This is a genomic window from Proteiniclasticum sediminis (assembly GCF_018128025.1).
In the GTDB taxonomy this organism is placed as follows: Bacteria; Bacillota; Clostridia; order Clostridiales; family Clostridiaceae; genus Proteiniclasticum; species Proteiniclasticum sediminis.
In genome coordinates, this window is the sequence record NZ_JAGSCS010000017.1 from 22621 (window position 1) to 47624 (window position 25004).

Annotated in this window: 28 protein-coding genes and 1 tRNA gene; 6 read left to right on the forward strand and 23 right to left on the reverse strand. The window is 50.2% G+C overall.

From position 1 onward, the window contains the following. Nucleotides 1-2: 2 nt before the first annotated feature. The 6 genes from KCG48_RS11530 to KCG48_RS11555 all read right to left on the reverse strand — a co-directional run bounded on the left by KCG48_RS11530 (nucleotide 3) and on the right by KCG48_RS11555 (nucleotide 5597). Nucleotides 3-545, reverse strand: coding sequence for a DUF3780 domain-containing protein (locus tag KCG48_RS11530; protein WP_211802355.1), 543 nt, complete (start codon nucleotides 543-545; stop codon nucleotides 3-5). Next, nucleotides 542-3658, reverse strand: coding sequence for a DUF499 domain-containing protein (locus KCG48_RS11535; RefSeq protein ID WP_211802356.1), 3117 nt, complete (start codon nucleotides 3656-3658; stop codon nucleotides 542-544). The genes KCG48_RS11530 and KCG48_RS11535 overlap by 4 nt, the downstream gene beginning before the upstream one ends. A gap of 111 nt (nucleotides 3659-3769) precedes the next feature. Beyond that, nucleotides 3770-4021 (reverse strand): helix-turn-helix domain-containing protein, encoded by a 252-nt coding sequence (locus KCG48_RS11540; RefSeq protein ID WP_211802357.1) that lies wholly within the window; start codon nucleotides 4019-4021, stop codon nucleotides 3770-3772. Between the two features lie 184 nt (nucleotides 4022-4205). Continuing rightward, nucleotides 4206-4475: a hypothetical protein gene (locus KCG48_RS11545; RefSeq protein ID WP_211802358.1), complete on the reverse strand. Its 270-nt coding sequence runs from the start codon at nucleotides 4473-4475 to the stop codon at nucleotides 4206-4208. Then, complete coding sequence (locus KCG48_RS11550; protein WP_230977111.1) at nucleotides 4472-4978, reverse strand: ImmA/IrrE family metallo-endopeptidase; 507 nt, start codon at nucleotides 4976-4978, stop codon at nucleotides 4472-4474. The genes KCG48_RS11545 and KCG48_RS11550 overlap by 4 nt, the downstream gene beginning before the upstream one ends. Before the next feature lie 181 nt (nucleotides 4979-5159). Continuing rightward, nucleotides 5160-5597, reverse strand: coding sequence for a helix-turn-helix transcriptional regulator (locus KCG48_RS11555; protein WP_211802360.1), 438 nt, complete (start codon nucleotides 5595-5597; stop codon nucleotides 5160-5162). Between the two features lie 170 nt (nucleotides 5598-5767). On the opposite strand from KCG48_RS11555, the gene dinB reads away from it, so the two are divergent. The 6 genes from dinB (at nucleotide 5768) to KCG48_RS11585 (ending at nucleotide 10498) form a co-directional block, all read left to right on the forward strand. Further along, on the forward strand, nucleotides 5768-7012 hold the full coding sequence (gene dinB / locus KCG48_RS11560; protein ID WP_211802361.1) for a DNA polymerase IV: 1245 nt from the start codon (nucleotides 5768-5770) through the stop codon (nucleotides 7010-7012). A gap of 17 nt (nucleotides 7013-7029) precedes the next feature. Then, nucleotides 7030-7341: a hypothetical protein gene (locus tag KCG48_RS11565; RefSeq protein ID WP_089609006.1), complete on the forward strand. Its 312-nt coding sequence runs from the start codon at nucleotides 7030-7032 to the stop codon at nucleotides 7339-7341. A 347-nt stretch (nucleotides 7342-7688) separates the two neighbouring features. Further along, nucleotides 7689-8114, forward strand: a complete 426-nt coding sequence (locus KCG48_RS11570) for a sigma-70 family RNA polymerase sigma factor (protein ID WP_211802362.1) — start codon at nucleotides 7689-7691, stop codon at nucleotides 8112-8114. 469 nt (nucleotides 8115-8583) lie between these two features. Next, nucleotides 8584-8814 carry a helix-turn-helix domain-containing protein gene (locus KCG48_RS11575; RefSeq protein ID WP_211802363.1) on the forward strand — a complete coding sequence of 77 codons (231 nt, stop codon included), beginning with the start codon at nucleotides 8584-8586 and terminating at the stop codon, nucleotides 8812-8814. Nucleotides 8815-8935: 121 nt separating this feature from the next. Beyond that, nucleotides 8936-9163, forward strand: a complete 228-nt coding sequence (locus KCG48_RS11580; RefSeq protein WP_211802364.1) for a helix-turn-helix domain-containing protein — start codon at nucleotides 8936-8938, stop codon at nucleotides 9161-9163. Nucleotides 9164-9253: 90 nt separating this feature from the next. Then, nucleotides 9254-10498 carry a tyrosine-type recombinase/integrase gene (locus KCG48_RS11585; protein ID WP_211802365.1) on the forward strand — a complete coding sequence of 415 codons (1245 nt, stop codon included), beginning with the start codon at nucleotides 9254-9256 and terminating at the stop codon, nucleotides 10496-10498. A 43-nt stretch (nucleotides 10499-10541) separates the two neighbouring features. Here the strand turns inward: KCG48_RS11585 and KCG48_RS11590 are convergent. The 17 genes from KCG48_RS11590 to KCG48_RS11670 form a co-directional block, all read right to left on the reverse strand. After that, nucleotides 10542-10632 (reverse strand) — tRNA-Ser (locus KCG48_RS11590). Nucleotides 10633-10974: 342 nt separating this feature from the next. Next, nucleotides 10975-11508 carry a hypothetical protein gene (locus tag KCG48_RS11595; protein ID WP_211802366.1) on the reverse strand — a complete coding sequence of 178 codons (534 nt, stop codon included), beginning with the start codon at nucleotides 11506-11508 and terminating at the stop codon, nucleotides 10975-10977. A gap of 108 nt (nucleotides 11509-11616) precedes the next feature. Continuing rightward, a complete protein-coding gene (gene glmM / locus KCG48_RS11600; RefSeq protein ID WP_211802367.1) occupies nucleotides 11617-12960 on the reverse strand; it encodes a phosphoglucosamine mutase in 1344 nt (447 codons plus the stop codon). Between the two features lie 109 nt (nucleotides 12961-13069). Beyond that, the gene (locus KCG48_RS11605; protein ID WP_211802368.1) at nucleotides 13070-13945 is read right to left on the reverse strand and encodes an AIM24 family protein; all 876 of its coding nucleotides are present in this window, start codon (nucleotides 13943-13945) and stop codon (nucleotides 13070-13072) included. Between the two features lie 123 nt (nucleotides 13946-14068). Continuing rightward, nucleotides 14069-14788: a hypothetical protein gene (locus tag KCG48_RS11610; protein WP_211802369.1), complete on the reverse strand. Its 720-nt coding sequence runs from the start codon at nucleotides 14786-14788 to the stop codon at nucleotides 14069-14071. A 21-nt stretch (nucleotides 14789-14809) separates the two neighbouring features. Further along, on the reverse strand, nucleotides 14810-15010 hold the full coding sequence (locus KCG48_RS11615) for a hypothetical protein (protein WP_211802370.1): 201 nt from the start codon (nucleotides 15008-15010) through the stop codon (nucleotides 14810-14812). A gap of 12 nt (nucleotides 15011-15022) precedes the next feature. Beyond that, nucleotides 15023-15739: a polymer-forming cytoskeletal protein gene (locus tag KCG48_RS11620; RefSeq protein ID WP_211802371.1), complete on the reverse strand. Its 717-nt coding sequence runs from the start codon at nucleotides 15737-15739 to the stop codon at nucleotides 15023-15025. Between the two features lie 14 nt (nucleotides 15740-15753). Then, nucleotides 15754-16374, reverse strand: coding sequence for a DUF4004 family protein (locus KCG48_RS11625; RefSeq protein ID WP_211802372.1), 621 nt, complete (start codon nucleotides 16372-16374; stop codon nucleotides 15754-15756). A gap of 287 nt (nucleotides 16375-16661) precedes the next feature. Continuing rightward, a complete protein-coding gene (locus tag KCG48_RS11630; RefSeq protein WP_211802373.1) occupies nucleotides 16662-17219 on the reverse strand; it encodes a 2-oxoacid:acceptor oxidoreductase family protein in 558 nt (185 codons plus the stop codon). Beyond that, nucleotides 17216-17983: a thiamine pyrophosphate-dependent enzyme gene (locus KCG48_RS11635; RefSeq protein WP_211802374.1), complete on the reverse strand. Its 768-nt coding sequence runs from the start codon at nucleotides 17981-17983 to the stop codon at nucleotides 17216-17218. The genes KCG48_RS11630 and KCG48_RS11635 overlap by 4 nt, the downstream gene beginning before the upstream one ends. Continuing rightward, the gene (locus KCG48_RS11640; RefSeq protein WP_211802375.1) at nucleotides 17983-19050 is read right to left on the reverse strand and encodes a 3-methyl-2-oxobutanoate dehydrogenase subunit VorB; all 1068 of its coding nucleotides are present in this window, start codon (nucleotides 19048-19050) and stop codon (nucleotides 17983-17985) included. The genes KCG48_RS11635 and KCG48_RS11640 overlap by 1 nt, the downstream gene beginning before the upstream one ends. Before the next feature lie 12 nt (nucleotides 19051-19062). Continuing rightward, nucleotides 19063-19272 carry a 4Fe-4S binding protein gene (locus KCG48_RS11645; protein WP_211802376.1) on the reverse strand — a complete coding sequence of 70 codons (210 nt, stop codon included), beginning with the start codon at nucleotides 19270-19272 and terminating at the stop codon, nucleotides 19063-19065. A gap of 17 nt (nucleotides 19273-19289) precedes the next feature. Continuing rightward, entirely contained in the window at nucleotides 19290-19952 is a 663-nt protein-coding gene (locus KCG48_RS11650) for a P-loop NTPase (RefSeq protein WP_211802377.1), read from the reverse strand. 210 nt (nucleotides 19953-20162) lie between these two features. Further along, nucleotides 20163-21239: a butyrate kinase gene (gene buk / locus KCG48_RS11655; RefSeq protein WP_211802378.1), complete on the reverse strand. Its 1077-nt coding sequence runs from the start codon at nucleotides 21237-21239 to the stop codon at nucleotides 20163-20165. Beyond that, complete coding sequence (ptb, locus tag KCG48_RS11660) at nucleotides 21236-22153, reverse strand: phosphate butyryltransferase (RefSeq protein ID WP_211802379.1); 918 nt, start codon at nucleotides 22151-22153, stop codon at nucleotides 21236-21238. The genes buk (KCG48_RS11655) and ptb overlap by 4 nt, the downstream gene beginning before the upstream one ends. Next, on the reverse strand, nucleotides 22150-23232 hold the full coding sequence (gene buk / locus KCG48_RS11665) for a butyrate kinase (protein WP_408004726.1): 1083 nt from the start codon (nucleotides 23230-23232) through the stop codon (nucleotides 22150-22152). Before buk (KCG48_RS11665) ends, ptb begins: the two co-directional genes overlap by 4 nt. Nucleotides 23233-23386: 154 nt before the next feature. Beyond that, the gene (locus KCG48_RS11670; protein ID WP_211802394.1) at nucleotides 23387-24982 is read right to left on the reverse strand and encodes an NAD(P)/FAD-dependent oxidoreductase; all 1596 of its coding nucleotides are present in this window, start codon (nucleotides 24980-24982) and stop codon (nucleotides 23387-23389) included. Nucleotides 24983-25004 lie beyond the last annotated feature (22 nt).

Here is a 25004-nt window from a genome sequence, read left to right on the forward strand (position 1 = left end):
TGTTATTCTCCTCCCATCAAATCAGTAAATAATGAAATCTGATTTGATTCATCTACTGGATTTTCACAAAGCGCATAACGCAAAGCCATGCGCCATCCGCGTTTATCATTGATTTTTCCAGTGCTTGCATTTGTCATAGTATACAGCCACCAGCGTTCTTCAGGCTGGAGGCCCTTCCAGTTTCGAATGGCAGTTGGTATTCCAGCTGGATCATTGTTTTCAACACCCCAAAGCAGGACCATTAATTCTTTCCCAAACAACTTCTCTACAGGTGTTTCTCCAACTATAAATCTGCCAGTTGGCTTTTTGTCAGCCTTCAGCCTTGCATTGAACTCAGCTGCAACATCGTTTGAAAGCTTTGACCATTTATATCGTGACATCCTGAGTTTCAGGATGTCCTTACTGTTTATTTTTTGTTCGTCTATGTCCCAATGAAAACGCTCGTAAATCTCAACTTCTGCAGTTGCCTCTTTGGGAACAACCACGTAGAAGTGATTTTCGCTTTCCTTTGGATCATATCCAAACCCATAATATGTGTTGCTCATTGTATGATTTCCCCACTCTTTATGAGATTGTTCAAATCAAATTTGTTCATATCAAGCCATTGCGTGAATAATTCTCCAGTCAAGAACATCAGCTCTTTATAACCAAAGTCAACAATAACTTCAGTTTCCTTAAAGCTGGTATCTCGAACAAGATCTATCAGCGATTGAAGATCTCCTGCCCAATATGGAACACTTGCATTGAACTCAATATAATGATCCGTATTTGTTTTATTATAAATTTCTGCTGTAGCCCCTTTGATAAGGACTCCATCAAGTTTCGAGAGAAGAGCCAGCTCTTTATAACTCGCTTCAGTATCTCCCATTTGTTTTTTATTATGATAGCGGTAGGCGAGCGCCTTGCTCTTATCAATCGTTTTTGCTGGTTTAGCACCGCCGCCTTTTGTGACGTAGATACTCTTTTCCTCAAGCAATCTATCCTTGTAATAAACAGCGACTCTTACGTATTTGCTGTCTTGAGGAAGCACAAATTCATCGTTATAGATGCCACCATTTTCTTTAGGTTCGCTACCGTCAGTTGTATATTTCACAACATACTTTGGATTAGTGACCAGCGTCATTACATCGCCATTCGGTGTATTCCTTTGCCCATATTTAATTGGAACACTACCTGTGAACTCAACGACATCACCGGTTTTTCTTTCCCCTGTTGGATCAATACAGACGAAGCGAATAGCTGGTTCTGCGGTCACTAAAACCTGATCCATTACTTCTTTAGATGCGGAAGTTGGATCACTGCCGATGTCGTAATAGACCTTGCCGCCGATGCCTCGGATTTTCAAGGTAAATTCCTGGGTCTTTTCATCATATGATATCTGCTCTACAACAACAGAAGTAGGGTCCTTCTCAAACGGTCCCTTTACAAGATAACCATTGATTTCTCTCCATTTATCTTTTTTGATGCAATCCAGTCTCAGGCTTTCAAGCTGATCCGGATGATACCATTGCCAAGCCACTGTCGTTGCAGCTCTCTCTTTTATTTGAGAGAAGGGCAGTTCTTTGATGGTAAACAGTCTAGCTTCGCACTTCTTGCGAAGGTTCTCCAAGAACTGGTCATCCTTTGAGAAGGCCTCGTATTTAGAACTATCAGTCAAGCAGCTTATGATCTGTTCTTCGCCGTTAAATTTATTTTCTTTGAATTCAAGTTTAAATTCTGCAAGCTCAATTCCATTCTTGGTTGGATAATAAAGCGCAACAAACGTCTCCCTGATCGTTGAGAATAATGCTTGAATGGCTTTATCCAGTTGAGCTTCAGCTTCTTTATATTGCTGATCAGAAGCGGGAACGCCTTCGTTTGCCATGTTGTCAACGATTTGCTGGATAGCTTTGAGTTTCTTTGAATTGCCATAAAGCTTTTCCATCATGTTGCGCTGTCCGGAAAGGAACATGACTCTATTCTTCAGTGAAATATTGTCATGGAACTTCTTCAGCTCAGGATGCAGATCACTGCCGGGATATGGCTCATAAATGACCAGAGAAATCTTATTCTGATCCAGATCAATTTCATCGATTGCAGGGAGTACATACAGCATTTCATAGCAAACTTTTAGTTTGGGACTGAAGTTCTGTTCCAGTATGCGCTTAAGTTCCTTTTTAGCGTTCTCATTAGTGTAACTGTCAACAAGGGTGTTCATCTCGGCAACCATATTCTTTGTGTTTTGGAAATACAGCCTGCCACGATTGTCTTGTTTCATATACCAGCAAAGAGTCTTCAATTCTTCCAGACTGGATTTGATCTCGTTAATATCTGTATTAGGCGCACTTAAGTAACCGAATATTTCTGATTCGGTGAGGCCGAGTAATCCATGATTTGCTGTGGATAAAGAAGACACGAGGAGGAGCTTTGCAATATTCTGTGTAACACCTTTATTCTCAGGCTTCTCTATATCGATTACTTCTGCAATGGACTTACCATCCTGTGCAATGTCATGATTGATTGCTTCTTCTAGAGAGGGCTTGATCTGCCGGATATGACTAAGCATTTTTTGTTCATTCAAATCAAAGTCAAAAACGTTGATCAAATAATTCTCTTTTGCCATACCGCTTTCATAGAATTGGCGGACAATCTGGCGCATCAATTTAATCAGGCCTCGTGTTTGTTGGAAATTTTGGTTTTCCTTGAACCGGGCATAAAGATCTTTGATTGATGGATGGAATGGATAGGAGTCCTTGATGCCTTTAAAAACCGTTTCTGGAGTGTAGTTTGTGAACCCGAGTTTCTTGCTTTTTTCCACGCTTGTTTTGTAAGCAATGGCAACATCATTGATATTCAGTGAGTATTCGAAGCCACTTGCATCTTCAAATAGACGTTTCTGCAAAATGTGGTATATCTCATCGCTGTTAAGAGCCACAGGCGTTACTTCGATTGCTATTCGGTTCGCTTCGGCTTCAAGTTCACGGAAGCTTGACTGCAATAATTCGCTGCCTGACTCATACGCTGCTTTAAGGTCAGAGAAAACCAGGCATACATTCGCCAACTGTTCCTTACCCAATGCTGTGAAGAGATTTGAGAGCGCAGTCATGGTGACTTTGCTAAGGTCAGAGTTGCCAACCATAATTGACTTGGCATTTTCCAAATACGGAGGTAACTCATCCAGCAAGATTAAAGTCTTTTGGCCCTTAAGCAGTTCAACCCATGACTTTTCACCGGGTGCCTTGAGAGGGGAATAATAGTCCTTAAAGAACTCCTTCTTTCCGAGTTGCTCCGCGACGCTACCCCAAATCCCGAAATCAGCATTTTCTCTGCCAGAGAATGAAACAACTCGGATATCACCGATTCCTGCATAAGTAGGTCCGAGGAGATTTTCTCTTATCTCAGGATTCTGAGCCAACAGAGCAAGAGCTAACATGCTATGAGTTTTACCGCCGCCCATAGCCTGTGTCAACTTAATAACACCGGTGTCAGATTCGCCTTTAAAGCGAGCAAATGCAGTATCAAATAACACTGTCATTCCTTGGGTTTGGAAGTTTTCTCCGAAGAATTTATTCGCATCAATTCTGTTTTCTGCAAGATCGGTGAGGTTCAGCACATCCTCCCTGGCAGTGTCAGAAAATACATTTTCTCTTGGTTTTAGCATTTCATTGATTGTACGCATCGTTTTCATCCTCTCAAAATTAATCGATATTAGTTGAAGCAATTTTGCCAAATATATCCATGAGTAATCATCAAGACATTGTTGCTATTTCGTAATTACCAATATATTTGTTTAAGATGAAGACTTGTATTCATCTTCGTTGGATTCTACATCTGATGATTTATTATCAATAATCTCCATCATGTCGCAAATATCGCATTTCAAAGCCTGACAAATTTTGATAATGACCTCCGTGTTGATATTCTCATTTCGCCCAAGTTTCGCAATTGTTGAAGGGCTAATACCTGCCATCTCTCTAAGGTCTTTTTTCTTCAAGTCACGGTCGATTAGGAGCTTCCAAAGTTTTTTATAGCTTATAATCATTGCCCTTCACCTCTATTAGGATTGATATCACAAATTCATACATATGTTAATTATAACCAACCCTCTTTGACATAGCAATAATAAGTTTGCGAAATCGTAATAATAGTATGGTAAGAAGTATTTTTACAATAAAAAAGCCGATCAGCTGTTGGTCTGTCGGCGATATCAATTATGATGAAATTGCTTATTTTCGTTCCACAAACCATTTTCCAAGGTTTGTTCCGCTGATATTTGGACTTCGCTCAAAGAAAAGATAACTCTGATGACCATTGATTTGGACGGTATATCGGTCACCTTGGCCGCCAGCCTTCAACGCAGCTGCTGGGCGGACATCCAGGACCTTTTCGATGGAATATTCGCGGCCATCTTCCCAGCGGAGGCGCTTTGGGAAAAGATTCCCGTCTTCAGAGAAGGAAGCTATGACGGCTACATAGACTTTAGCCTGTGGAGTCACGTGTTCTCACCCCGATCCGAAAGGTGTTTAAGAAAATTGCTATTGGACTGGATTGGAGATTCGATCAGCCAGCCTTTACGCTTGAGAATCCGAAATTTGAAGTCAAGCAGTTCAGGAGACACTTCCAGTTCCTTGGCAACAGAGAAGAAGAAGGTGTCCTCACTGAGTAGTTCTGTTACCTCGTCATCCTCCAGCAGGTATTCAGCAGCGAACAGATTCGCTTCATACTCCATCTGAGATGATGTATCATACAATGCAAAATCATGGAAAGCCCTCATCTTTGTTGCTTCATGATGAAGGACAGCATGACCGATTTCATGGGCCAGGATAATCCGTTGGATCGGCTCCGGCAGGTCGCTGTTGATGGTGATGTGCTTTTTTCTTGATTGTCGCAGAAAGAACCCTTTACACGATTTCTCTGTACTGCCAAGCGGCATTACTTGAACGATGATTCCCATAGCTTCAGCCAGTTTCCATGGATCTTGCTCATCAAATTTTCGCATTATGCGGGATACTTCCCGGCAAATTATCTCTATCGACATGTAATCACCTTCAAATGATATAAAATCAAATACTCATCCCGCTAACGATCCTTCACTATCATTAAATCAAAGTGTCAGTACAAAAATACGGACAGTGAACGATAAAATGGTCAACTGGTTGAAAACAAAGAACGAGGAAATATTAATCCGTTTCTTTTTTTCGGCCATAAGTTTTCCGGGCTTCTTCCTTACACTTCAAATACGCCTTCATGACAGCTTCAAAAAAAGCATCCTTGGCTTCCTGATCCAGGGCTCCGCCAGCAAACAAGGCCACATTCTGCTCCAGGAGAACATCCATTTCCTTGGCTGCCTTTGGCCCCAGCCGTTCCCGAGCTTCCTCAATATAGGGAGCTTTTTCTATACCGTATTTCGGATCTATGATCTCATCATTGAGCAGAAAGTCTACGGATACCTGAAGAGCCGCAGCCAGCTTTCTGGCGATATTTCCACGAGGCTTGGTGTCCGTTGTTTCGTATGCAGCAATGGAACGTTTTGAAACGCCGACAAGCTCACCCAGTTGCTGCTGATTGAGCTTCAATTCCTCTCGAGCTTCTTTGATCTTCTCTGAGAAAGTTTTCATTTCCTTGCCTCCCGTAATGAATATAACTTCGTTAACTTCATTTTTGTATTGACTATTCTTCATTAGCCTGTTAATATTGAGCTACAAGATGAAGTTATCTTCATTATACCTTCGCAAACTTCATCTGTCAACGAAGAAGTTATAGAAACCCTTGGAAGGAGTGGCTTTTTATGAGTAAGGACCGCGCAATTCTGCATAGTGACTTGAACAGCTTCTATGCATCCGTAGAAATCATGCTGAATCCAACACTTCGAGATAAAGCAATTGCAGTCTGCGGATCAACCGAGGACCGCCATGGCATCGTCTTGGCCAAATCCGAAAAAGCCAAGAAAGCCGGGATCAAGACAGGCATGGTCAACTGGGAAGCCAGACAGAAATGCCCAGGTCTCATCATGGTTCCACCGCAATATGAGCAGTATCTGAAATACTCAAAGCTTACCCGGGAGATCTATCAGCGCTATACGGATCAGGTTGAGCCCTATGGCATGGATGAATGCTGGCTGGACGTGACCGGCAGTCTAGGTATCTGCGGAAGCGCTCTCTCCATTGCGGAGGATATCCGGCGCACCACTCGAGAGGAGTTAGGTCTTACCGTCAGCATCGGCGTGTCCTACAACAAGATCTTCGCTAAGCTTGGCAGCGACATGAAGAAGCCGGACGCCATCACTGTCATCAATCGCTGTGACTATCAAGAGAAGGTCTGGCCGCTGCCGGTTTCTGATCTCTTCTATGTAGGACGAGCAACGGACAAGAAACTTGCCCGCTACGGCATCCGGACCATTGGAGAGCTGGCCAGAGCACCCAGGGATTTTCTAAAGAGTACCCTCGGAAAGAACGGTGAAATGCTTTGGTTCTTTGCCAATGGCGAGGATTTATCCCGAGTCATGCCAAACGACTTTCAATCACCGGTAAAATCCATCGGTCATGGCACGACCTGCATCTCAGACCTGGAAACCAATGATGAGGTGTGGAAAGTCATGCTCCACCTGACCCAGGACATCAGCCATCGGCTTCGAGTCCATGACATGAAAGCCAATGGCATCCAAATCACAGTGAAGGACAACACCCTATCCTATCGTCAATATCAGACGCAGCTGCCCATGGCGACCCAAAGCCCCATGGAGATCGCCTCAGCGGCACGGCATCTGTTTGAAAATAACTACGACTGGCATACATTTGTACGGGCAGTAACTGTTCGCGCCATCAACCTCGAACCCAAATTCATGCCACAGCAGCTGATGCTCTTTGATGATGCTGCCAGACGGGCCAGGCTGGAAAAACTGGATGATACCATCGAGATCATACGTGGTCGCTTTGGGAAATGGTCCATCTATTCAGCCTCCCTGTTAGGCACTATGAAAACATCTGGAGACAGCAGTCATGAGGTCATCATGCCCGGCATCATGTACGCCTAGTACAGGAGGGATACCCTATGAGAACCGTCCAGATCAAATGCAATCGAGAAAGAAGACTCTTTGACACCATAGAAGGCTCAAAACTGAAGATTCTGATCAAGTGCAGCAATACAAAGGTCTGCCCCTACAAGTCAGACTGTCTGAGGACCACAGAGATCGTCCTTGGAGCAGAAAAGGAAGCCTTTGACGAATTCTACAAAGCCATCAACTGTCCCCATTGTGGGAAGCGACTTTTCGATGTCACTACTGACAGCGTAGGCATTGTCACCATCAAATGTGAGATGTGTGGAAAAGTCGCAACCATTCCGGTCATCGCAGACCAGGGATAAACTCATTATCTGATTATGGAGCACCGGCGCACTTTTCGAAGTAGCGACCACCGCACGAGCAGGTAATGAACAACTGAATATCAATCGATACCGAGCACCGGAGCCGATTCACTGAGCTACCACCGCCGGATGATTACTCAATTGAGAGGATCATCCGGCCTTTTTTATTCAGTAATCAGCTTTTTGGCAGTGCACCACCAATGACAGGCTCCCCGCCAAAAGGAGCCTGTCATGTTTGTTTACAGCCAAATGAATAAAGCTGGCTGTCTCGTCTCACCGAGATGCCGCAGCCCACCGCCTCCTTCTTGTTCGCTGCTAACAAGCCAACAACGAGAAGGAGAATAAAAATGAAAAAGATTAATCTGCGGGACGTATACCCGTTCTATGAGAATGATTGTTTTGTCATGGTCGATGATGAGGTCGCCGAGATCTTCGAAGAATCCAAACGCAAAGAGCAGAATTACCAGAGAAAAGTCTATTGGAACAAGGCACATTATTCACTGGATCGGGATGACGGGATCGAGCATGAAGCAATTTTTGTCTCCATGTCACCCTATGAGATCTATGAGCGGAAGATGACGAAGCAGGAGCTGTATGCAGCCATCGCCAAGCTTCCCGATATTCAGGCCAAGCGAATCTATGCTTACTACTTTCTGGAGATGACCAAGACTGAGATTGCTCAGGCAGAAGGCGTCAGTGTTATGGCTGTCTGCAAGTCCATTAGCCAAGGACTGAAGACTTTAGAAAAAGAATTGAAAAATTTTGAGGAATAGGGTTTAAAAATGACCTTCAAATCTCATGGCTTATGAGAGGGACTTTTATCTTCTCATAAAATCGATCTTTGACAACTTCATATAGGAGAACCGGATACCTTTGGTGCATGAGCCGGAAGGACAAGCCAGGCAGCATGTACGCAATGACCTTCGTTTCACGAAGAGAGCGACAAATACCATTGCTGCAGGTCGATCTTGGCAGATCGACTGGCCATGACCTTGTGCATCAGATAATTATACTTCCGTATAGTCACAGTCCGAGCGTGATCAAACCGTCGCAGGCAATGAGTACGGCCCGCCATCAGAATGGAGGGAGGTGAAAGTCCTATGAGAGCGTATGCCAGCGCTTGTCCGGTCCATCCAAAGAACCAGAATCAAATACAGCAGCCGCACCTGGTAATCCCGCCACATGAGCGGAACCATTGATTCAGGTGCGGCTGTTTCTTATTAAATGAAGGGAGGTTTTTGCATGAGCACAAATTTATCCAGTAAAGACGCCTATAGCCTCATGCTCAAAGATTATCCCGACGTCATGAATATTGATCAAATGTGTGAAATCCTTGGTGTCAGCACCAAGACGGGTTATAAGCTCCTGAAAAACGGTGACGTGACCTTTATCAAAATTGGGCGTAACTATAGAATCCCAAAAGCACACATCATATCGTATCTCAGAGTCGGAAATGAACAGCCGTCCATTTGAACCTCCACAACATTGCACGAAGCAACTTGCCCATGATACGGTCAAGATGTCAGCGGCAGTCTTTCGAAGCCAATCGCATTTGCGATGGCAGATGTTGAACAAATGATTGGAGGATAAAAAAATGTACAGAAAAAAGTCAAAAGCATTCTACGAGCGCATGCTGAAAAAGTATCCTGATGTAATGAGCATTCCCCAAATGAGCAAGGCATGCGATGTAAGCAGCAAGACGGGTTATAAGCTCGTCAGGGAAGGAAGGATCGATTCCTTAAAAATCGGTCGTAATCTCTTCGTTCCCAAGGAATATTTGATTTCGTACCTGCTCATCAGAGATGAGAATAATGTCCGATGACCACCACAACATTGCAAGTATAAATCTGCCCATGTTACGCTCATAGTGTCAACGGCAGGTAATCGGAGCTGCAAAAAGGAGGTTTTATCAATGGTAGCAGGACACCTGCAAGAAAAGAAAGGCTATTTCTACATGGTACTCACCTATAGAGACCATGAAGGAAAGCGCAAGAGCAAATGGATTTCTACGAAGTTACCCGTAAAAGGAAATAAGAAACGGGCACAGGAAATGCTTCGGGAAGCGCGGAAGACCTTCGAACCGGATATTCCGGTTTCAATGGAGGACATGCTTTTCCATGAATTTTTAGGGCATTGGCTTGAGATAGCAAAAAACACGATTCAGCTTACTACCTACGCAAGCTATGCCAGCATGTGCAAATCACCGATTGTTCCATACTTCAAAGACAAGAAGATCAAGCTGATTGATCTCAAACCCAAGGATATTCAGGATTTCTATACCCTCCAGTTGAAACGAGTGAAGGCCAGCACCGTGATTCATTATCACACCATTATCCATAGGTCTTTGAAATATGCTGTGAAGATCGATGTGATTCCCGTTAATCCGGCCAGCAAGATCGAGCGTCCAAGACAGGAACGATTCATTGGCAGCTTCTATGATAAAAACGAAGTGAATCAGTTATTTGAAGTGGCCAGAGGAACGAAACTTGAGATTCCTATACTGCTTGGGGCTTTCTATGGACTGAGAAGAAGCGAAGCGGTCGGTCTGAAATGGAGTGCCATTGATTTTAATAACAACACACTCATTGTCAGGCACACCGTTACATCCTTCAGCATTGATGGTAAAGAGATGATCTATGCATCGGATTCAACCAAGAACAAATCCAGTATGAGAACTTTGCCATTGGTGCCAGCTTTTAAGGAGAAACTTCTGGCTGCCAAAGCACAACAAGAAAGCAACCGCAAGCTTTGCGGCAGATCCTATAGCAAGGAATTTCTTGATTATATCTGTGTCAACGAGTTGGGAGTAAGAATTCGCCCAAACTATGTTACAACAGCGTTTCCCAAGCTGCTGGAGGAGCATGGTTTAAGAAAGATTCGTTTCCATGACCTAAGGCACAGCTGTGCCAGTCTTTTGCTGGCAAATAATGTGCCGATGAAGCAGATCCAGGATTGGTTAGGTCACAGTGATTTTGCAACCACCGCAAATATTTACGCTCATTTGGACTTCAACTCAAAACTGGTATCAGCACAAGCCATGGTTGATGGACTTAATTTTGTCATCGAACCAAAGCTGGAAATCCAAAAGGACGAGTTCGCTCTGATTCCAGATCGATCGGGAGGAGAGAATAATCCAAACACTTCTGCACACACATAAAAAAGCGGCTTCCCTCAGAAACTGAGGAAAACCGCGGGTTTTCTGGCGGAGGGTTAGGGATTCGAACCCTAGGTCGGCTCATCACCGACACGAAATTTCGAGTTTCGCACCTTCGACCTCTCGGACAACCCTCCAATATTTATCTTCAACATCAGGTCTCAGATATCCCTCGGAAAAAGGAGAGAACTGATGAAGAGAACAACGGTATTAAATTTTCGGACTTGTCTTGAGAAAACAAGTCAAATCAATGGTATAGGCTTCTATGTTAACACAAAGATACGACGCTTTCGAGAGCGGACCCTTCAACCACTTGGGTACTTCTCCATGATATTCCCGGAAACTTTTTTCCGAACAAAAATAGTATACCTTTTATACCGCGGGTTTACAACATAAAAGTGGCGAATTTCGGCAGTGCTTTCTGTCAAAAGAAAGGAGCAGCCCCTATGGAACTGCTCCTTGTCAATCTTGTTGTAACTTTACTTCAGGCTAAGGGTTACTTTGACTTCCGTGACATCCTTTAGCTCTTCCTGACTGACCACATAGACCACATGCCTTGTGGCAATGTCGGCAGTACCGATCTGGGCTTCCCTGCGGTTAATGAAGGCCTCGGCCACATTCCCCTTGATGACGAGGTTCTCGCCCAGAACTGAATTGGAACCGGAGCTTTCCACTAGGATGACCACAATGAGTCCGTCCTTCTCAAAGGTCGCCTCATCGATTTTCTTCAGGGCGCTTAAGCTCTTCTCATCGATGAAGAACGGATTGTCTAAAACGGCATACTCGGCTAAATAAGCCTCGAATTCCGCATAGGTTTTGATAATCAGATTCTCACTTTTCATCTCCATGGAATCTGAAGTTCGGAAATTCAGCACCGCATCCAGGGCGAGTGACTTATCCAAACTGACTTCTGGAGGAGTATTCCCCTTCATTTCCGGTGCAGCAGCGGTTTCCGGAAAACTGGCGCATGCCGTTAGGAGAAGCATGGCTAAAATAATCAGGAGTTTTTTCATGGCATCCACCTCTTTTCAATTCCATTAAACCATAGGTATGGAATATAAAGATTGCGAAAAAATAACAGATCGGTGTCAATCTGTTATTTCATCAGCTTTTCGTTTCGATTACATCCTGCTGCGGATGAGGTCCGCGATGCGGTGGGCATCGGCATTGATCTCTTCCTGGTTTTCGCCTTCCAGCATGATGCGCACCAGAGGCTCCGTGCCCGAAGGACGAATGAGGACTCTGCCGCGGCCCTGAAGCTTGGCTTCCACCTCGGCAATGGCAGCCTTGATCTCTTCATCGGTATTGTGGATGTTCTTCAGTTCATTGGGAACTTTCACGTTGACCAATACCTGGGGCAGTTCCTTCATGATGGACGCCAGCTCGCTGAGCGTCTTGCCCTTGGCTTTGACAATGCCCGCCAGCTGAATGGCCGTAACCACGCCGTCTCCGGTGGTGTTGAAGTCCTTGAAAATCACGTGACCGGACTGCTCGCCTCCGATGGTGTAGTTATTCTCCAGAATATTCTCCAGCACGTAGCGGTCGCCCACGGCCGTGATGGCCACATTGATGCCCAAGTCCTTTGCCGCTAGCATCAGACCCAGATTGCTCATGACGGTGACCACGATGGTGTCATCCTTGAGCTTTCCCTGTTCCTTCAGATAAAGTCCTGCCATGAGGATGATGAAGTCTCCATTGACGAGATTTCCCTTCTCATCCACGGCCAGACAGCGGTCAGAATCGCCGTCAAAGGCCAGGCCCAGGTCACAGCTATTCTTCACCACATAGGCCATGAGATCCTCGGGATGGGTGGATCCGCACTTTTCATTGATGTTGATGCCGTTGGGATCATTATGAATGACCAGCACTTCAGCGCCCAGGCGCTCAAAGGCCTCCACCGCTGCCCGGTAGCTGGCGCCGTTGGCGCAGTCCAGGGCAATCTTCATCCCCTTCAGGTCTCCCTGGAGGGTGCTCACGGCAAAGTCCACATAGTCCTGGGTGGCCCTGAGGTTTCTCGACATATGACCGATGTTAGCGCCTGTGGGGACAGGCACGCCCACAAAGCCGTCTTCGATGAGCTTCTGGATTTCATCCTCCAGGGCATCGCTGAGCTTAAAGCCTTCCCCATCAAAGAACTTGATCCCATTAAATTCCACGGGATTGTGGGAGGCCGAGATCATCACCCCGGCATCGGCTCCATACTTACGAACCAGATACGCCACCGCCGGTGTGGGAACCACACCTAAAGAGACTGCTTCTGCGCCAACGCTGAGAATTCCCGCGATCATGGCGCTTTCCAGAAGATCTCCGGAAATCCGGGTATCCTTCGCCACCAAAATCTTGGGCTTATGGGTGCCCTTGGTCAGCACTACTGCGCCAGCCTTTCCCAGCTGGAATGCCAGCTCTGCAGTCAGTTCCGAATTTGCAATTCCACGGACGCCGTCCGTACCAAACATTCTTCCCATTTTATACCTTCCTCAATTCAAACTGCTTAAAAATCTTTTCAGCCCTTCTATTATATTATACTATCCGGAATTTGACCATTCTTATATCTTTCATATCCGTCAGTTGAGACTACTTTTCCTTCTCTCCGGGCTTATCCTTGGAGTCATGGGGAAAGGGTTCCCGCACGGTGTTATCCAAACCTCCCACACCCATGGGCAGACCATCCTGAAGAAGATTCTCGTAGACCACCTTGGTGGGCATGAGCCAGACCTCTCCCGTTCCCTTAAAGACATTGAGAAGACCCTCCCCCGTGACCCCCGACCCGATGAGGGTCTTCGTGGTCTTTTCCACGGTGAAGGCGATTCCTCCGGTGCGCAGAATCGAGAAGTTTCCATCCACCTTCAGGGTGTCATCCACCAGGGCATACTTGAAGATCTCCGTCTCCGGTACTGGGATCTCCAGCACGACGATTCCTTTTCCCTTCAGGCGCGTCTGGAAGAAGCCCTCGGTACCAAAGAGGGCACTGCTCACGGTCTTCATGGTGACCACGCCGATCTCCACCTGATCCTCAGCGGCAAAGAATAAGGAATCATCGATGATGATCTCCTCATTTTCCAGCTCCAGCATGGCGTAGTGGCCAAAGGACGGCTCCAGAAGAAGCTCTCCTGAGCCCTGGAAGTGGGGCTTGATCACCGGTTCCCCCGAGATCTTCGAGGTGAGAAACTTCTTGGAAAGAGAAAGAAGCCCTCCCGTATTGGCCGACACTTCAATCTGCCCCCGCATGAAGCTGAGCGCCCGGGACTCCGTATATACGCCGCCTCCATTCAGCACAATGCGCAGCTGGCGCAGCTTGATGTTGGCATCGCGCATATAGGACAGCATGAATGCCGTACGGACATCCTTTCCTCCCCGGAGGTCCTCATACTCCAGGATCTGGAACGTGGAGGTCCCTTTCATTTCGCTGAGTTTGGTCAAGGTGTTGTTCATATTGACGTTGGTCTTCAATCCATGTCACCGCCTTCTTAAATTTCCAATCCGTTGACTGATTATTCCCATTATACCGCAAAATCATTCCCTTGCCATCAGGCCCAAGGAAAAGGGAGCCCCAGGGCTCCCATAAAATGCAATCTAAAATTCTTCTTTCTCCAGCACTTCGCCGTCCTCAAAAATCTTCAGGGACTCCTGGTACTCCACCCGGCGGATCTTTGATCCTTTCCCGATGCGGATGTTTCTTCCCCGCACCGTGTCGCAGTGGGTATTTTCCAGATCCAGCTCATCCCCTTCGATGAGCTCCACCGTTAAGGTGCCGCCCTTTCCCCGGGAAACAAGGCCCGCGAATATGCCCTGGTAGCCGGATTCCCGGCTGGATACCCGAAGGGACTCACAGAAGATCTCTTTCACGGTGGATTTTCCCGCCAGGTTCATCTCCCCTTTGCCCAGATTCATGCTCTGCTTCACATGGAACTCCCCATTGAAGAGCGCTTTCTCGGCATTGAGGGCCTCCGCTTCCTCCAGCTCCCCATGGACCTGGAAGGTGTCGGCGTCAATGATTTGGGCTCGGAGATTGCCAAAGACCTTCAGGTCCTGGATTTTCACGCCCTTATGGAATCGGGCGTCCCCGTAGATCTGGGTCTCCTCCGCGGTGAGGGTGCCTTTAAAGTCGGCATCCCCATAGATTTGGATCTTCCCGGCGATGACATCCTCCGCGGCATGGAGATCGCCCATGGATTTCAATGTCTCTGTACGGATTTTCCCGCGGATCGCCATATCCCCGGCGCTGGAGATCTTTCCATATTCCCCGTCGAAGATCTCCACGTCACCAGCTGATTTTACATCCTGAAGCTTCATTCTTTTCCCCCTTGTGCTTGATTAACGGAAGTTCAGCGTCCTTTCCAGATAGAGTTCCCGCTCCAAGGCCAGATTCCCATGAACCTGGACATCGTCTTTGCTTTCCTTTTGGCTTAAGAGTTTGCCCAGCCAAGTCATGCTGCTGGTGTCAAACACTCTTCCGGCGTTCAGGATGTTCCTGCTCTCGTCGGTATATACCTGATCCATTATGGTCTTTTTCATGGTTTTTTCTCCTTATATTTGGACCTGATGCTCCACTTGGGCATCCATGTGGACATCAAGGCGGTCAGTATACTCCACGGATCCGATCCGGCATCCGGCTCCGATCCGCACTTGAGCTCCCCGTACCATGGCGCAGGTGGTGTTTTCCAGGAAGATATCGTCTCCCTCCACCACTTCCACCTTCAGTGAGCCCCGGTCAAATCCCAACAGGTTACCCAGGATTCCCCGGGCGTTGTTTAAATCAGCAGTGACGCGGATGGTGCTGCCCACCAGTTCTTCCATCTCCGACTTTCCCGCCAGTTCCATTTCACAGCGTTCGCAGTTCACGACGCCCTTGGCTCGCATGGCTCCGCTCATCTTCAGCTCTTCGCATTCCACGCTGCCCACCCGGATGTCCCCGGACAGCCGCAGTTCATTGGCCTTCAGATCGCCACCCACTTTAATTCCGCCGGACATGCTGATCTTGTCCCCTTCCAGATTTCCCCCCACGGAGGAGCCCCCAGAAATTTTCAGCTCCCTGGCCTTCACATCCCCGCGGATCTGACAGGCCCCGGATACTTTACAGCAGTCGGCTTTGACACTGCCATCCACATCCACAGCACCGGAGATGGTCATGCTTTCGCACACCACATCCGACGTAATTTTCCCGGCTCCCGAGACTTTTACATTCCGATATTCCCCGCCGGTCATCTTTCCAGCCCCGGACAGATTAAGATCCTTCTTTTCCATGTTCCTTCCCTCCATCAGGTTAGCTTCAGCTTTAAGCTTTCCACAGCGTTGCGAATGCTATAGTTTTTCACCAGCGGAGGTTGGTCCGACTGGAAAATCTCCCCATCCCGATGCAGGATGGCGATACTCACCCCCAGCTTCCGGTAGACGCTGAGACTGGGATCCTTGTCTTTGATCCGGTCATAGTTTTCCGAAAGCATCCGGAGAATTCGGGAAAGATCTTCGATGCTGAGATTTCCTTTGGCCAGGAGATCCTCCGAGATGTACATGTAGAGAATATCCTCAAAGCTGTACTCCGTCTTGTCTCGAAAAATCTCTTCATACAGAAGAACGATTTCCTTGCTGAGCACTTGGAGCTTCAGGAGATTCTCCCGGGAAAAGGCCATCTTCTCCGGAATATCCGAGGAGAACTTATCGGCCAAATCATCCAGGGATACATCGTCCTTCATTTCCAGAATCTGCTGGATTCGCTCCTTGATTTTTTCTTTTGGGAAAAAGGTCTCATGACCCGTAAATGTGGACTTCTTCATGAACCAGTCCTCTGGAATCAGCTTCTTCCGCTTCCAGCGGTAGAGCTGTCCATAGGAGATATTGGCTTCCACGAGCAAATCCTTCTTGGAAATCAGTTCATCCATATTTCTCACCCCTTCGCCGTTAGTGTAACATAACATTGTTACGCTGTAAAGAGGGTTATGATGAATTGTTTAGGGATGTTTTGTAACTTCTGCTTCACTTTTCTCCCGAAATATAGCCCTGTTTCGCGATTATTAAGAATTTATCAATGCCTTGAAGATTTTGCCCGGCGCATAACAACCCTGTGGATTTTCTTCCTGTATCCCCTTCCTTGGGATCATCGCGAAACAAACCTCCCCGTAAAAAAAGAGAGCGTCTTCACGCTCTCTCTGAAACCATAGAGGTCGGACTATGCCATAACCTCGGAATTTACGCTATCTCGGGCATACTCGATGCCCTTGTCGATGGCCAGCTTGTTCATGTCAAAGAACTTTTCCTTGCCATGTTCCTTCAGGGCCTGGAGAAGCGAAGCCATGGGGATGACCCCGGTCTTGTCCACCAAAGCTCCAAGAAGAATCATGTTGGCAATGGTCTTGAATCCAATGGCCTCTGCTTCGTCCTGGGCGGGAATTCGGATGACGGTGACGTCGGTACGGGTGACTTCCCGGTTTACCAGGTTGGAATCCAGAATGATGGTTCCTCCGCTTTTCACAGTGGTCTCAAACTTGTCCAAAGAAGGACGGTTCATGACCACCAGGGTATCCGGTGCTGTCACAATGGGGGCACCAATTTCCTCATCGGAGAGAATCACGGAGCAGTTGGCCGTTCCTCCGCGCATTTCCGGACCATAGCTGGGGCACCAGGAGACATTGAGGTTCTCCACCATGCCGCCAAAGGCCAGAAACTTGCCCATGGACAGGATGCCCTGTCCGCCGAAGCCTGCAAAGATGATTTCGTGTGTCATCATTTCGCCTCCTCTACGCTGAGATCCTTCTTTACGCCCAGGGGGTAATAAGGAATCATATTATCCCGAAGCCACTGGAGGCTTTCCTCCGTGCTCAGTCCCCAGTTGGTGGGACAGATGGAGAGCACTTCCACCAGGTTGAAGCCCTTGCCGTCCACGGCATTCTGGAAGGCCTTCTTGATGGCTTTCTTGGCCTTGGCCACGGCAGCCACCTTATCCACGGAGACACGCTCAATATAGTAGGAGCCATCCAGCTGGGCGACCATTTCCGAGAAGCGGATGGGGTAGCCCTGGATATTGACATCGCGACCGTAGGGTGAGGTTTCCGTCTTCTGTCCCGGCAGGGTGGTGGGGGCCATCTGGCCGCCAGTCATGCCGTAGATGCAGTTGTTCACGAAGATCGTCACGATCTTTTCCCCGCGGGCAGCCACATGGACCGCTTCCGCAGTGCCGATGGCGGCCAGGTCGCCGTCGCCCTGGTAGGTGAAGACGATCTTGTCGGGATTGGCCCGCTTGATGCCCGTGGCCACTGCCGGAGCCCGGCCGTGGGCAGCTTCAAACATATCGCAGGCAAAGTATTCATAAGCCAGCACCGAGCAGCCCACAGGGGCCACTCCGATGGTCTTGTCCACGATGTTCAGTTCCTCCAGCACCTCGCCGATGAGCCGGTGAATGATGCCATGGGTGCATCCCGGACAATAATGGGTGGGGACATCCAGCAGCCCCTTGGTGGGCTGGAAGAGAATTGTTCGTTCCTGCTGTTCCATTACTGATTCCCTCCCCTGATTTCCATGACTTTATTCAGAATTTCCTCGGGTGACGGCACCATGCCGCCGGAGCGGCCGTAGAAATGCACAGGCTTTCTACCGTTCACTGCCAGCTTCGCATCCTGCACCATTTGTCCTTCGCTCATTTCCACCACCAGGTACCCTAGTTTCGTTTTGTCCAGGGTTTCCTCAAAGGCCTGGTCCGGATAGGGCCAGAGGGTGATGGGACGGATGAGACCCAGGTTCACGCCCTTGGCCTTGGCCAGCTTAATGACGTTCTTGCAGATTCTGGCCGTGGTGCCATAGGCCACCAGGATCAGTTCTGCGTCCTCGGTGTTCATCAGTTCATAGCGAACTTCGTTCTTCTTGATCTCCCTGAACTTTTCCTGGAGCTTGCGGTTATGTCCTTCCAGGGCATCGCTCTTCAGGAAAAGGGAGTTGATGACATTATGCTGGGCTCGGCCATTTCTTCCATTGGCTGCCCAGGTTTTCTCCGGCAGGGCTCTGCCGCTTCTTTCCTTGAATTCCACCGGTTCCATCATCTGACCCAGCATACCGTCGCCCATGACCATGACCGGCGTGCGGTACTGATCGGCCACGTCGAAGGCTTCCTGAATGAGGTCCACCATCTCCTGGATGGAGGAAGGTGCATAGACGGGCATGTTGAAATCTCCATGACCCGGTGCCTTCGTCGCCTGGAAGTAGTCGGACTGGGCAGGCTGAATTCCGCCAAGGCCTGGGCCTCCGCGGACGATATTGATGATGAGACAGGGCAGTTCCGCTCCAGCGATGTAGGAGATTCCCTCAGCCTTCAGGCTGAGTCCTGGAGAAGAGGAACTGGTCATGCAGCGGACACCGGTGCCGGCGGCGCCGTACACCATGTTGATGGCCGCAATTTCGCTTTCCGCCTGCAGAAAAACACGGTTCAGCAGGGGCATTTTCTTGGCCATATAGGCCGCCACTTCGGTCTGTGGCGTGATGGGATAGCCGAAGAAACACTGGCAGTTGGCCCGGATGGCCGCCTCGCCGATGGCTTCGTTGCCTTTCATAAGTACCTTTTCGCTCATCTTTTCTCCCCCTTATTTATACACGGTGATGACGAGATCCGGACACATCCTGCCGCAGGAGGTGCAGCCAATGCACTTGTCCATGAGCTCTGTCGGAATCCCTGCTGGGCGATACCCTTTTTCATTGATCCGGTCCGTGAAGCTGATGATCTTCACCGGACAGGCAATGACGCACTGGCCACAGCTTTTGCACCGTTCTTCCCTGAATACAACTTTTGGCATGTGTTTTCCCCCTTCTTTTAGCTCCATGGCTTCTTCATGAAAATGTCGATGGGCAGAAGCTCTCCCAGGGTTTTTCCCTGAAGATCCTCCGCCAGATCCCGCCGAGCCACCGTATAACGGTGAACCAGGCCCAGCTCCTGGGCCAGGCTGTGAACGACGGCATCCCCTTTCAGGACGTCCTCCACTGTGGTTTCGTCGGAAAGATTGGTATTGGCGATGAGATGGGTCACCTTCAGCCGGGCCGAACGCTCAATGCTCAAGATGTACTCCCGGATGCCCTTTTCATCAGGCGTCAGCGGCCTTGCGGTATTCACCACAAAGTAGAGACTGTAGGGTGTCTTTTGGAAATCCGCCCGGTACTGCCCCAGGACCAGGGCTCCCTGGTCGTCGCCGCCGATGTCCAGAAGAAAATTCGTGTCATGCCGCACAAAGATGCTGCTGACTTCTCCCGGCACCACCATGAGCTCCGCATTGGACCATTCCGGCTTTGCCGAGATGACCTCAATGTTCTCTCTGGCCAGATCTTCCTTCAGATCCCGGATACAGAAGTAGGGATTGACAATGTCGATGTCCACGATGCCGACCTTTTTCCCCTCCTGCCGAAGCTTTCGGGCCAAATTGATCGTGATCTCCGACTTTCCGCTGCCGAAATGGCCGGTGATGATGGTGATCCGTTCCAAGGGCATACCTCCTGACTTTATGGTCTTACTTCTATTCTAGTCGAAAACCCGCCAGGAATCGAATTTCCAGATTCATGACAAAATCCGGCTTCTCACCGAAGTTTAATGAATTGTTGGATTTCTGTGCAGAAATTTGTCAATCCATCTGGGGTTTTACTGCGAATAAATGCTGAATACCTTTACAATTCAAGAATTTTTCGGATTTGGCAATTATTTTGCACTGCCGTAGACCCGGGCTTCTTCCTCCCCGTGGAGCACACGGCTGGCCGCTTCGGCCAGGGCCAGAAGCTCATCTTCGCCGGGGTAGATCACGACGGGCGCCAGGAAGGCCACCCTTTCTTTAAGAAGTCCCACCATGACGGGAGAATAGGCGATGCCGCCGGTAATGAGGATGGCATCGATCTTGCCCTTCAGCACCGTGGCCGCCCCGCCGATTTCCTTGGCGATCTGGTAGGCCATGGCCTCATAAATGAGCTTGGCTTCCGCATCCCCCCGATTCATGCGCTCTTCCACCACCCGGGCATCATTGGTGCCTAAGTAGGAGACGAATCCGCCTTTGCCTGTGATCATCTTGAGGATCTCCCCCTTGGTGTATTTGCCGCTGAAGCAAAGCTCCACCAAGGGTCTCACGGGGAGCGAGCCGGAGCGCTCCGGGGAGAAGGGGCCTTCCCCGTTCAGCGCGTTATTCACATCCACCACGCGGCCCTTTGCATGGACACCGATGCTGATGCCGCCCCCCAGATGGACCACGATGAGGTTGAGGTTCTGGTAGTTTTCCCCCTTTTCCTTGGCGTAGCGCTTGGCCACGGCCTTCTGGTTCAGGGCATGGAAAATGCTGATCTTCTCCAGTTCTTTCAGTCCGGAGATCCGGGCGATGTCCTCCAGCTCATCCACCACCACGGGATCGGCGATGAAGGCCTCCTTGCCATACTCCTCCCCCAGGGCATGGGCGATGAGGGCGCCCAGGTTTGAGGCATGCTCGCCCCGGGCACTTTCCTGCAGGTCTTTCAGCATGGCTTCATTGACCCGATAGGTGCCGCTTTCCATGGGACGAAGAAGTCCCCCGCGGCCCACATAGGCGTCGAAGGCCTCCAGGGGCATGCCATTTTCCCGGAGGATTCGTTTGATTTCCTCGGTACGCCAGGCCAGCTGATCGATGACCTTCTCGTAGGCACCAAGAAGCTCCGCCTCATGGCGCAGGGTGAAGGACTTCACCTCCAGGGCATCCTCGTAGACACCGATTTTTGTGGATGTGGATCCGGGATTGATGATGAGTAATCTGCTCATTTTGCCTCCTTCTGGTTCTTCGCGGCATGAAGCACCGCCATGGCGATGGAATTGACCTTGCTTTCAAAATGGTCTGCCCGGGAGGTGACCACCACCGGCGCCTTGGCGCCCAGGAGGACCCCGCCGGACTTGCTGGCGGTGGTATAGGTGAGGGCTTTGTAGAGCACATTGCCCGCCTCGATATTGGGCATGAGGAGAATGTCCGCATAGCCGGCCACGGGGCTCTTAATTCCCTTATGTTCTGCTGCTTCCACACTGAGGGCGTTGTCCAGGGCTAAGGGCCCGTCCACCAGGCAGCCCTTGATCTGTCCCCGGTCATTCATCTTCGCCAGCATGGCAGCATCGATGGTGGCGGGCATGGCGTCATTCACCACTTCCACGGCGCAGATCACCGCCACTTTGGGCACGGGAATGTCCAGGCTCTGGACAAAGGCCACGGCATTGCTGAGGATCCCCTGCTTTTCCTTCAGCGCCGGATAGGTATTCATGGCTGCATCGGTGACAAAGAGGAGACGGTCATAGTCCGGCAGCTCAAAGGCCGCCACATGGCTGATGAGGCTGCCCGAGGGCAATCCCCGTTCCTTGTCCAGCACGGCTTTTAACAGGGACTTGGTGTCCACCATGCCCTTCATAAGGATATCGGCTTTGTGGTTTCGCACCAGTTCCGCAGCCACCTTGGCTGCCTCGGCGGGATCCTTTTCCGCTACGATGGGAAAGGCCTTCGCCTGGCCCAGGACTTCCAGCAGGGCTTCAATCTTCTCCGGATCCCCCACGAGAATGGCCTCGCAGAGGCCCAGCTCCTTGGCCTTCAACACGGCGTGGAGGACCGGCTCGTCCTCTGCTGCCGCCACGGCCAGAATCTTCTTTTCCCCCAGGAGGGTCACCTGCTGGTAGATTTCCTCAAAACTCTTCATTTCAATACTTCCTCCTCATAGCTTAGCGCCTCCTCTTCTCCGCTGAGGACACGGCGCACCCCCTCATAGAGGGCTTTCATCTCATATTCCCCCGGGACCACAAAGACCGGGGCGATAAATTCCACATACTCCCGGATCATTCCGGTCATCATGGTGGAGTAGGCCAAGCCTCCCGTGATGAGGATGGCTTTCACCTTCCCCTTGAGGACAGCAGCGCTGGCGCCGATTTCCTTGGCGATCTGGTAGGCCATGGCCTCATAGACCTTCTGGGCATACTCGTCCCCATCATGGATTCGCCGCTCCACCACTCGGGCATCGCTGGTCCCCAGATGGGACACGAGGCCCCCATTGCGCTGCAGGAGCTTCAGAAGCGCCCGCAGGTCGTATTCCCCGGAATAGGCATACTTTAAGAGGATGCCGTGGGGGAGCGTCCCGGCTCGCTCGGGGCTAAAAGGACCGCCGTGGTTGGCATTATTCACATCGATGAGCCTTCCCTTTTCCACAGGCCCGATGGAGAAGCCTCCCCCCAGATGGGCCACAATAAAGTTATCCTGCATGAAGTCAAAGTTCTGTTCTCGGCAGATTTTCCGCACCACGCCCTTCATGTTCAGGTAATGGGCAAGGGATCCCCGCTCCTCCCCCTTGAGGCCGGTGAACCGGGCCAAATCCCCCAGTTCGTCACAGGACACCGGGTCCACGATGTAGGCATTCACGCCGGCATCATCGGCAATTTCCTTGGCCAGGATAGCCCCCAGGTTGGCCGCATGTTCGCCCTGAACCGCCTCCCGCAGATCATCCAGCATCGATTCCGTCACGAGATAGGTGCCGCCCCGGATGGGCCGAAGAAGTCCTCCCCGTCCAGCCACTGCGGCAATGTCTTCCTTCCGGATGCCCCGGTCCCGAAGGGCCTGGACGATGGCATTCTTTCGCAGGGGCGCCTGATCAAGTATCCGGTCAAAGCCTTTAATTTCCTCACTGGGATGCTCCACCATGGTGGTGTGAATCTCCACCGAGGCCGTGCTGTAAATGGCGACTTTTGTGGATGTAGATCCAGGATTAATCACAAGGACATATTTCAAAGCAGTTCCCTCCTCCATAATTCTGTCACTTTCATCATAGCAGAAACCCGGGGAGGTTGAAAACACCCCTTTTAAACGTTTTCACCCTGCGGAGGACTGTACGCCATGGAAATACGGCCATGAAAAAAAGGATGGAAACTCCATCCTCTGATCTTTATCGGTGCCAGGGCCTATACGTGGCAATGACGGCTTCTGCCACTTTCATGCCATCCACGGCGGAAGAGATGATTCCTCCGGCATAGCCGGCGCCCTCGCCCGTGGGATAGACCCCACGTATGGAGGTACTCTCCAGCTCCGGGGTCCGAAGAATCCGTACCGGAGCGGAGGTTCGGGTTTCCACGCCGGTGAGGATGGCGCCTCGGTGGGCAAAGCCCTGAATCTTGCGGTCGAACTGCAGCAGGCCGTCCCGCAGTCCCTGGGCGACCACCGGGGGAAGAATCCCGTGAAGGTCCGTCAGGGTGATGCCGGGAGTGTAGGTGGGAAGGACCTCACCCAAAGTTTTCGAGGCCTTTCTTTCCAGGAAATCCTCCGCCTTCTGGCAGGGGGCAAAGTAGGGGCTTTCTCCCGCCTGGTAGGCTCTTCGCTCCAGATCCCGCTGGAAGCGAATCCCATCTAAGGGGTGATCCCCGTAGTCAGCAGGGTTCACCGCCACCACCAGGGCCGAATTGGCGTTTTTCCCGTCACGGGCATGGTAACTCATGCCGTTGACCGCAAGAAGCCCCTCTTCGCTGGCTGCCGGGACCACAATCCCGCCGGGGCACATGCAGAAGCTGTAGACGCCCCGGCCATCGGCGGCTTTCGCCGTGAGGGTATATTCCGCCGCCCGGAGGGCCGGATGTCCGGCGAACCGGCCATACTGGCTTTCATTGATGTGCTGCTGGGCATTTTCAATGCGCACGCCCACGGCCATGGATTTGGCGATCATGTCAAATCCCCGGTCAAAGAGCATGGCATAGGTGTCCCGGGCGCTGTGGCCCAGGGCCAGAAGAAGAACGCTGCAGGGAATGACCTCACCGCCGGCGGTGACGGAGACCACCTTTCCGGCTTTTACCTGAACATCCGTGACCTTGGTCGAAAAGCGCACTTCCCCGCCCAGGGCGATGATTTCATGGCGGATGTTCTTCACCACCCCTTTCAGAAGATCCGTGCCCACATGGGGCTTGTTGAGGTAGCGGATTTCCTCCGGAGCACCGGCCTCCACTAGGGCCTCCAGAATCTCCTTTACCCGAGGATCCTTGATCCGCGTGGTAAGCTTGCCGTCGGAATAGGCCCCGGCTCCCCCTTCCCCGAACTGAATGTTCGACTCGGGATTGAGCTTGCCCAAGGCCATGAATTCATCCACAGCCCGGTCCCGGGCATCCACATCTTGTCCCCGTTCCAGGACGAGGGGAGCATATCCTGCCCGGGCCAGGGTGAGGGCGGCAAAGAGCCCCGCAGGCCCCAGGCCCACCACCACGGGACGGTGGGGAAGATCCTCTATACCCGGTACGGGTAGGGTCCGGAGGGTTTCCTCCTCTCGGAGGATCTGGGGGTTTTTGTTCTTTCGGAGGATGAGCTCCTCCTTCTCCGTTTCCACGGCGATGCTGAGGACGAACTTCACGTCATCCTTTCGGGCATCCACCGACTCCTTGAGGATTTTCCAGGAGCGAAGATCCGATGGTTTGATCCGAAGCAGCTGGGCTATTTTTTCCGGAAGCTGGGTCCGGCTTTCCTCCAGCTGCAGTTCCACTTTATTAATTCTTATCATAATTTACTCCATAAAAGGAAGCCCC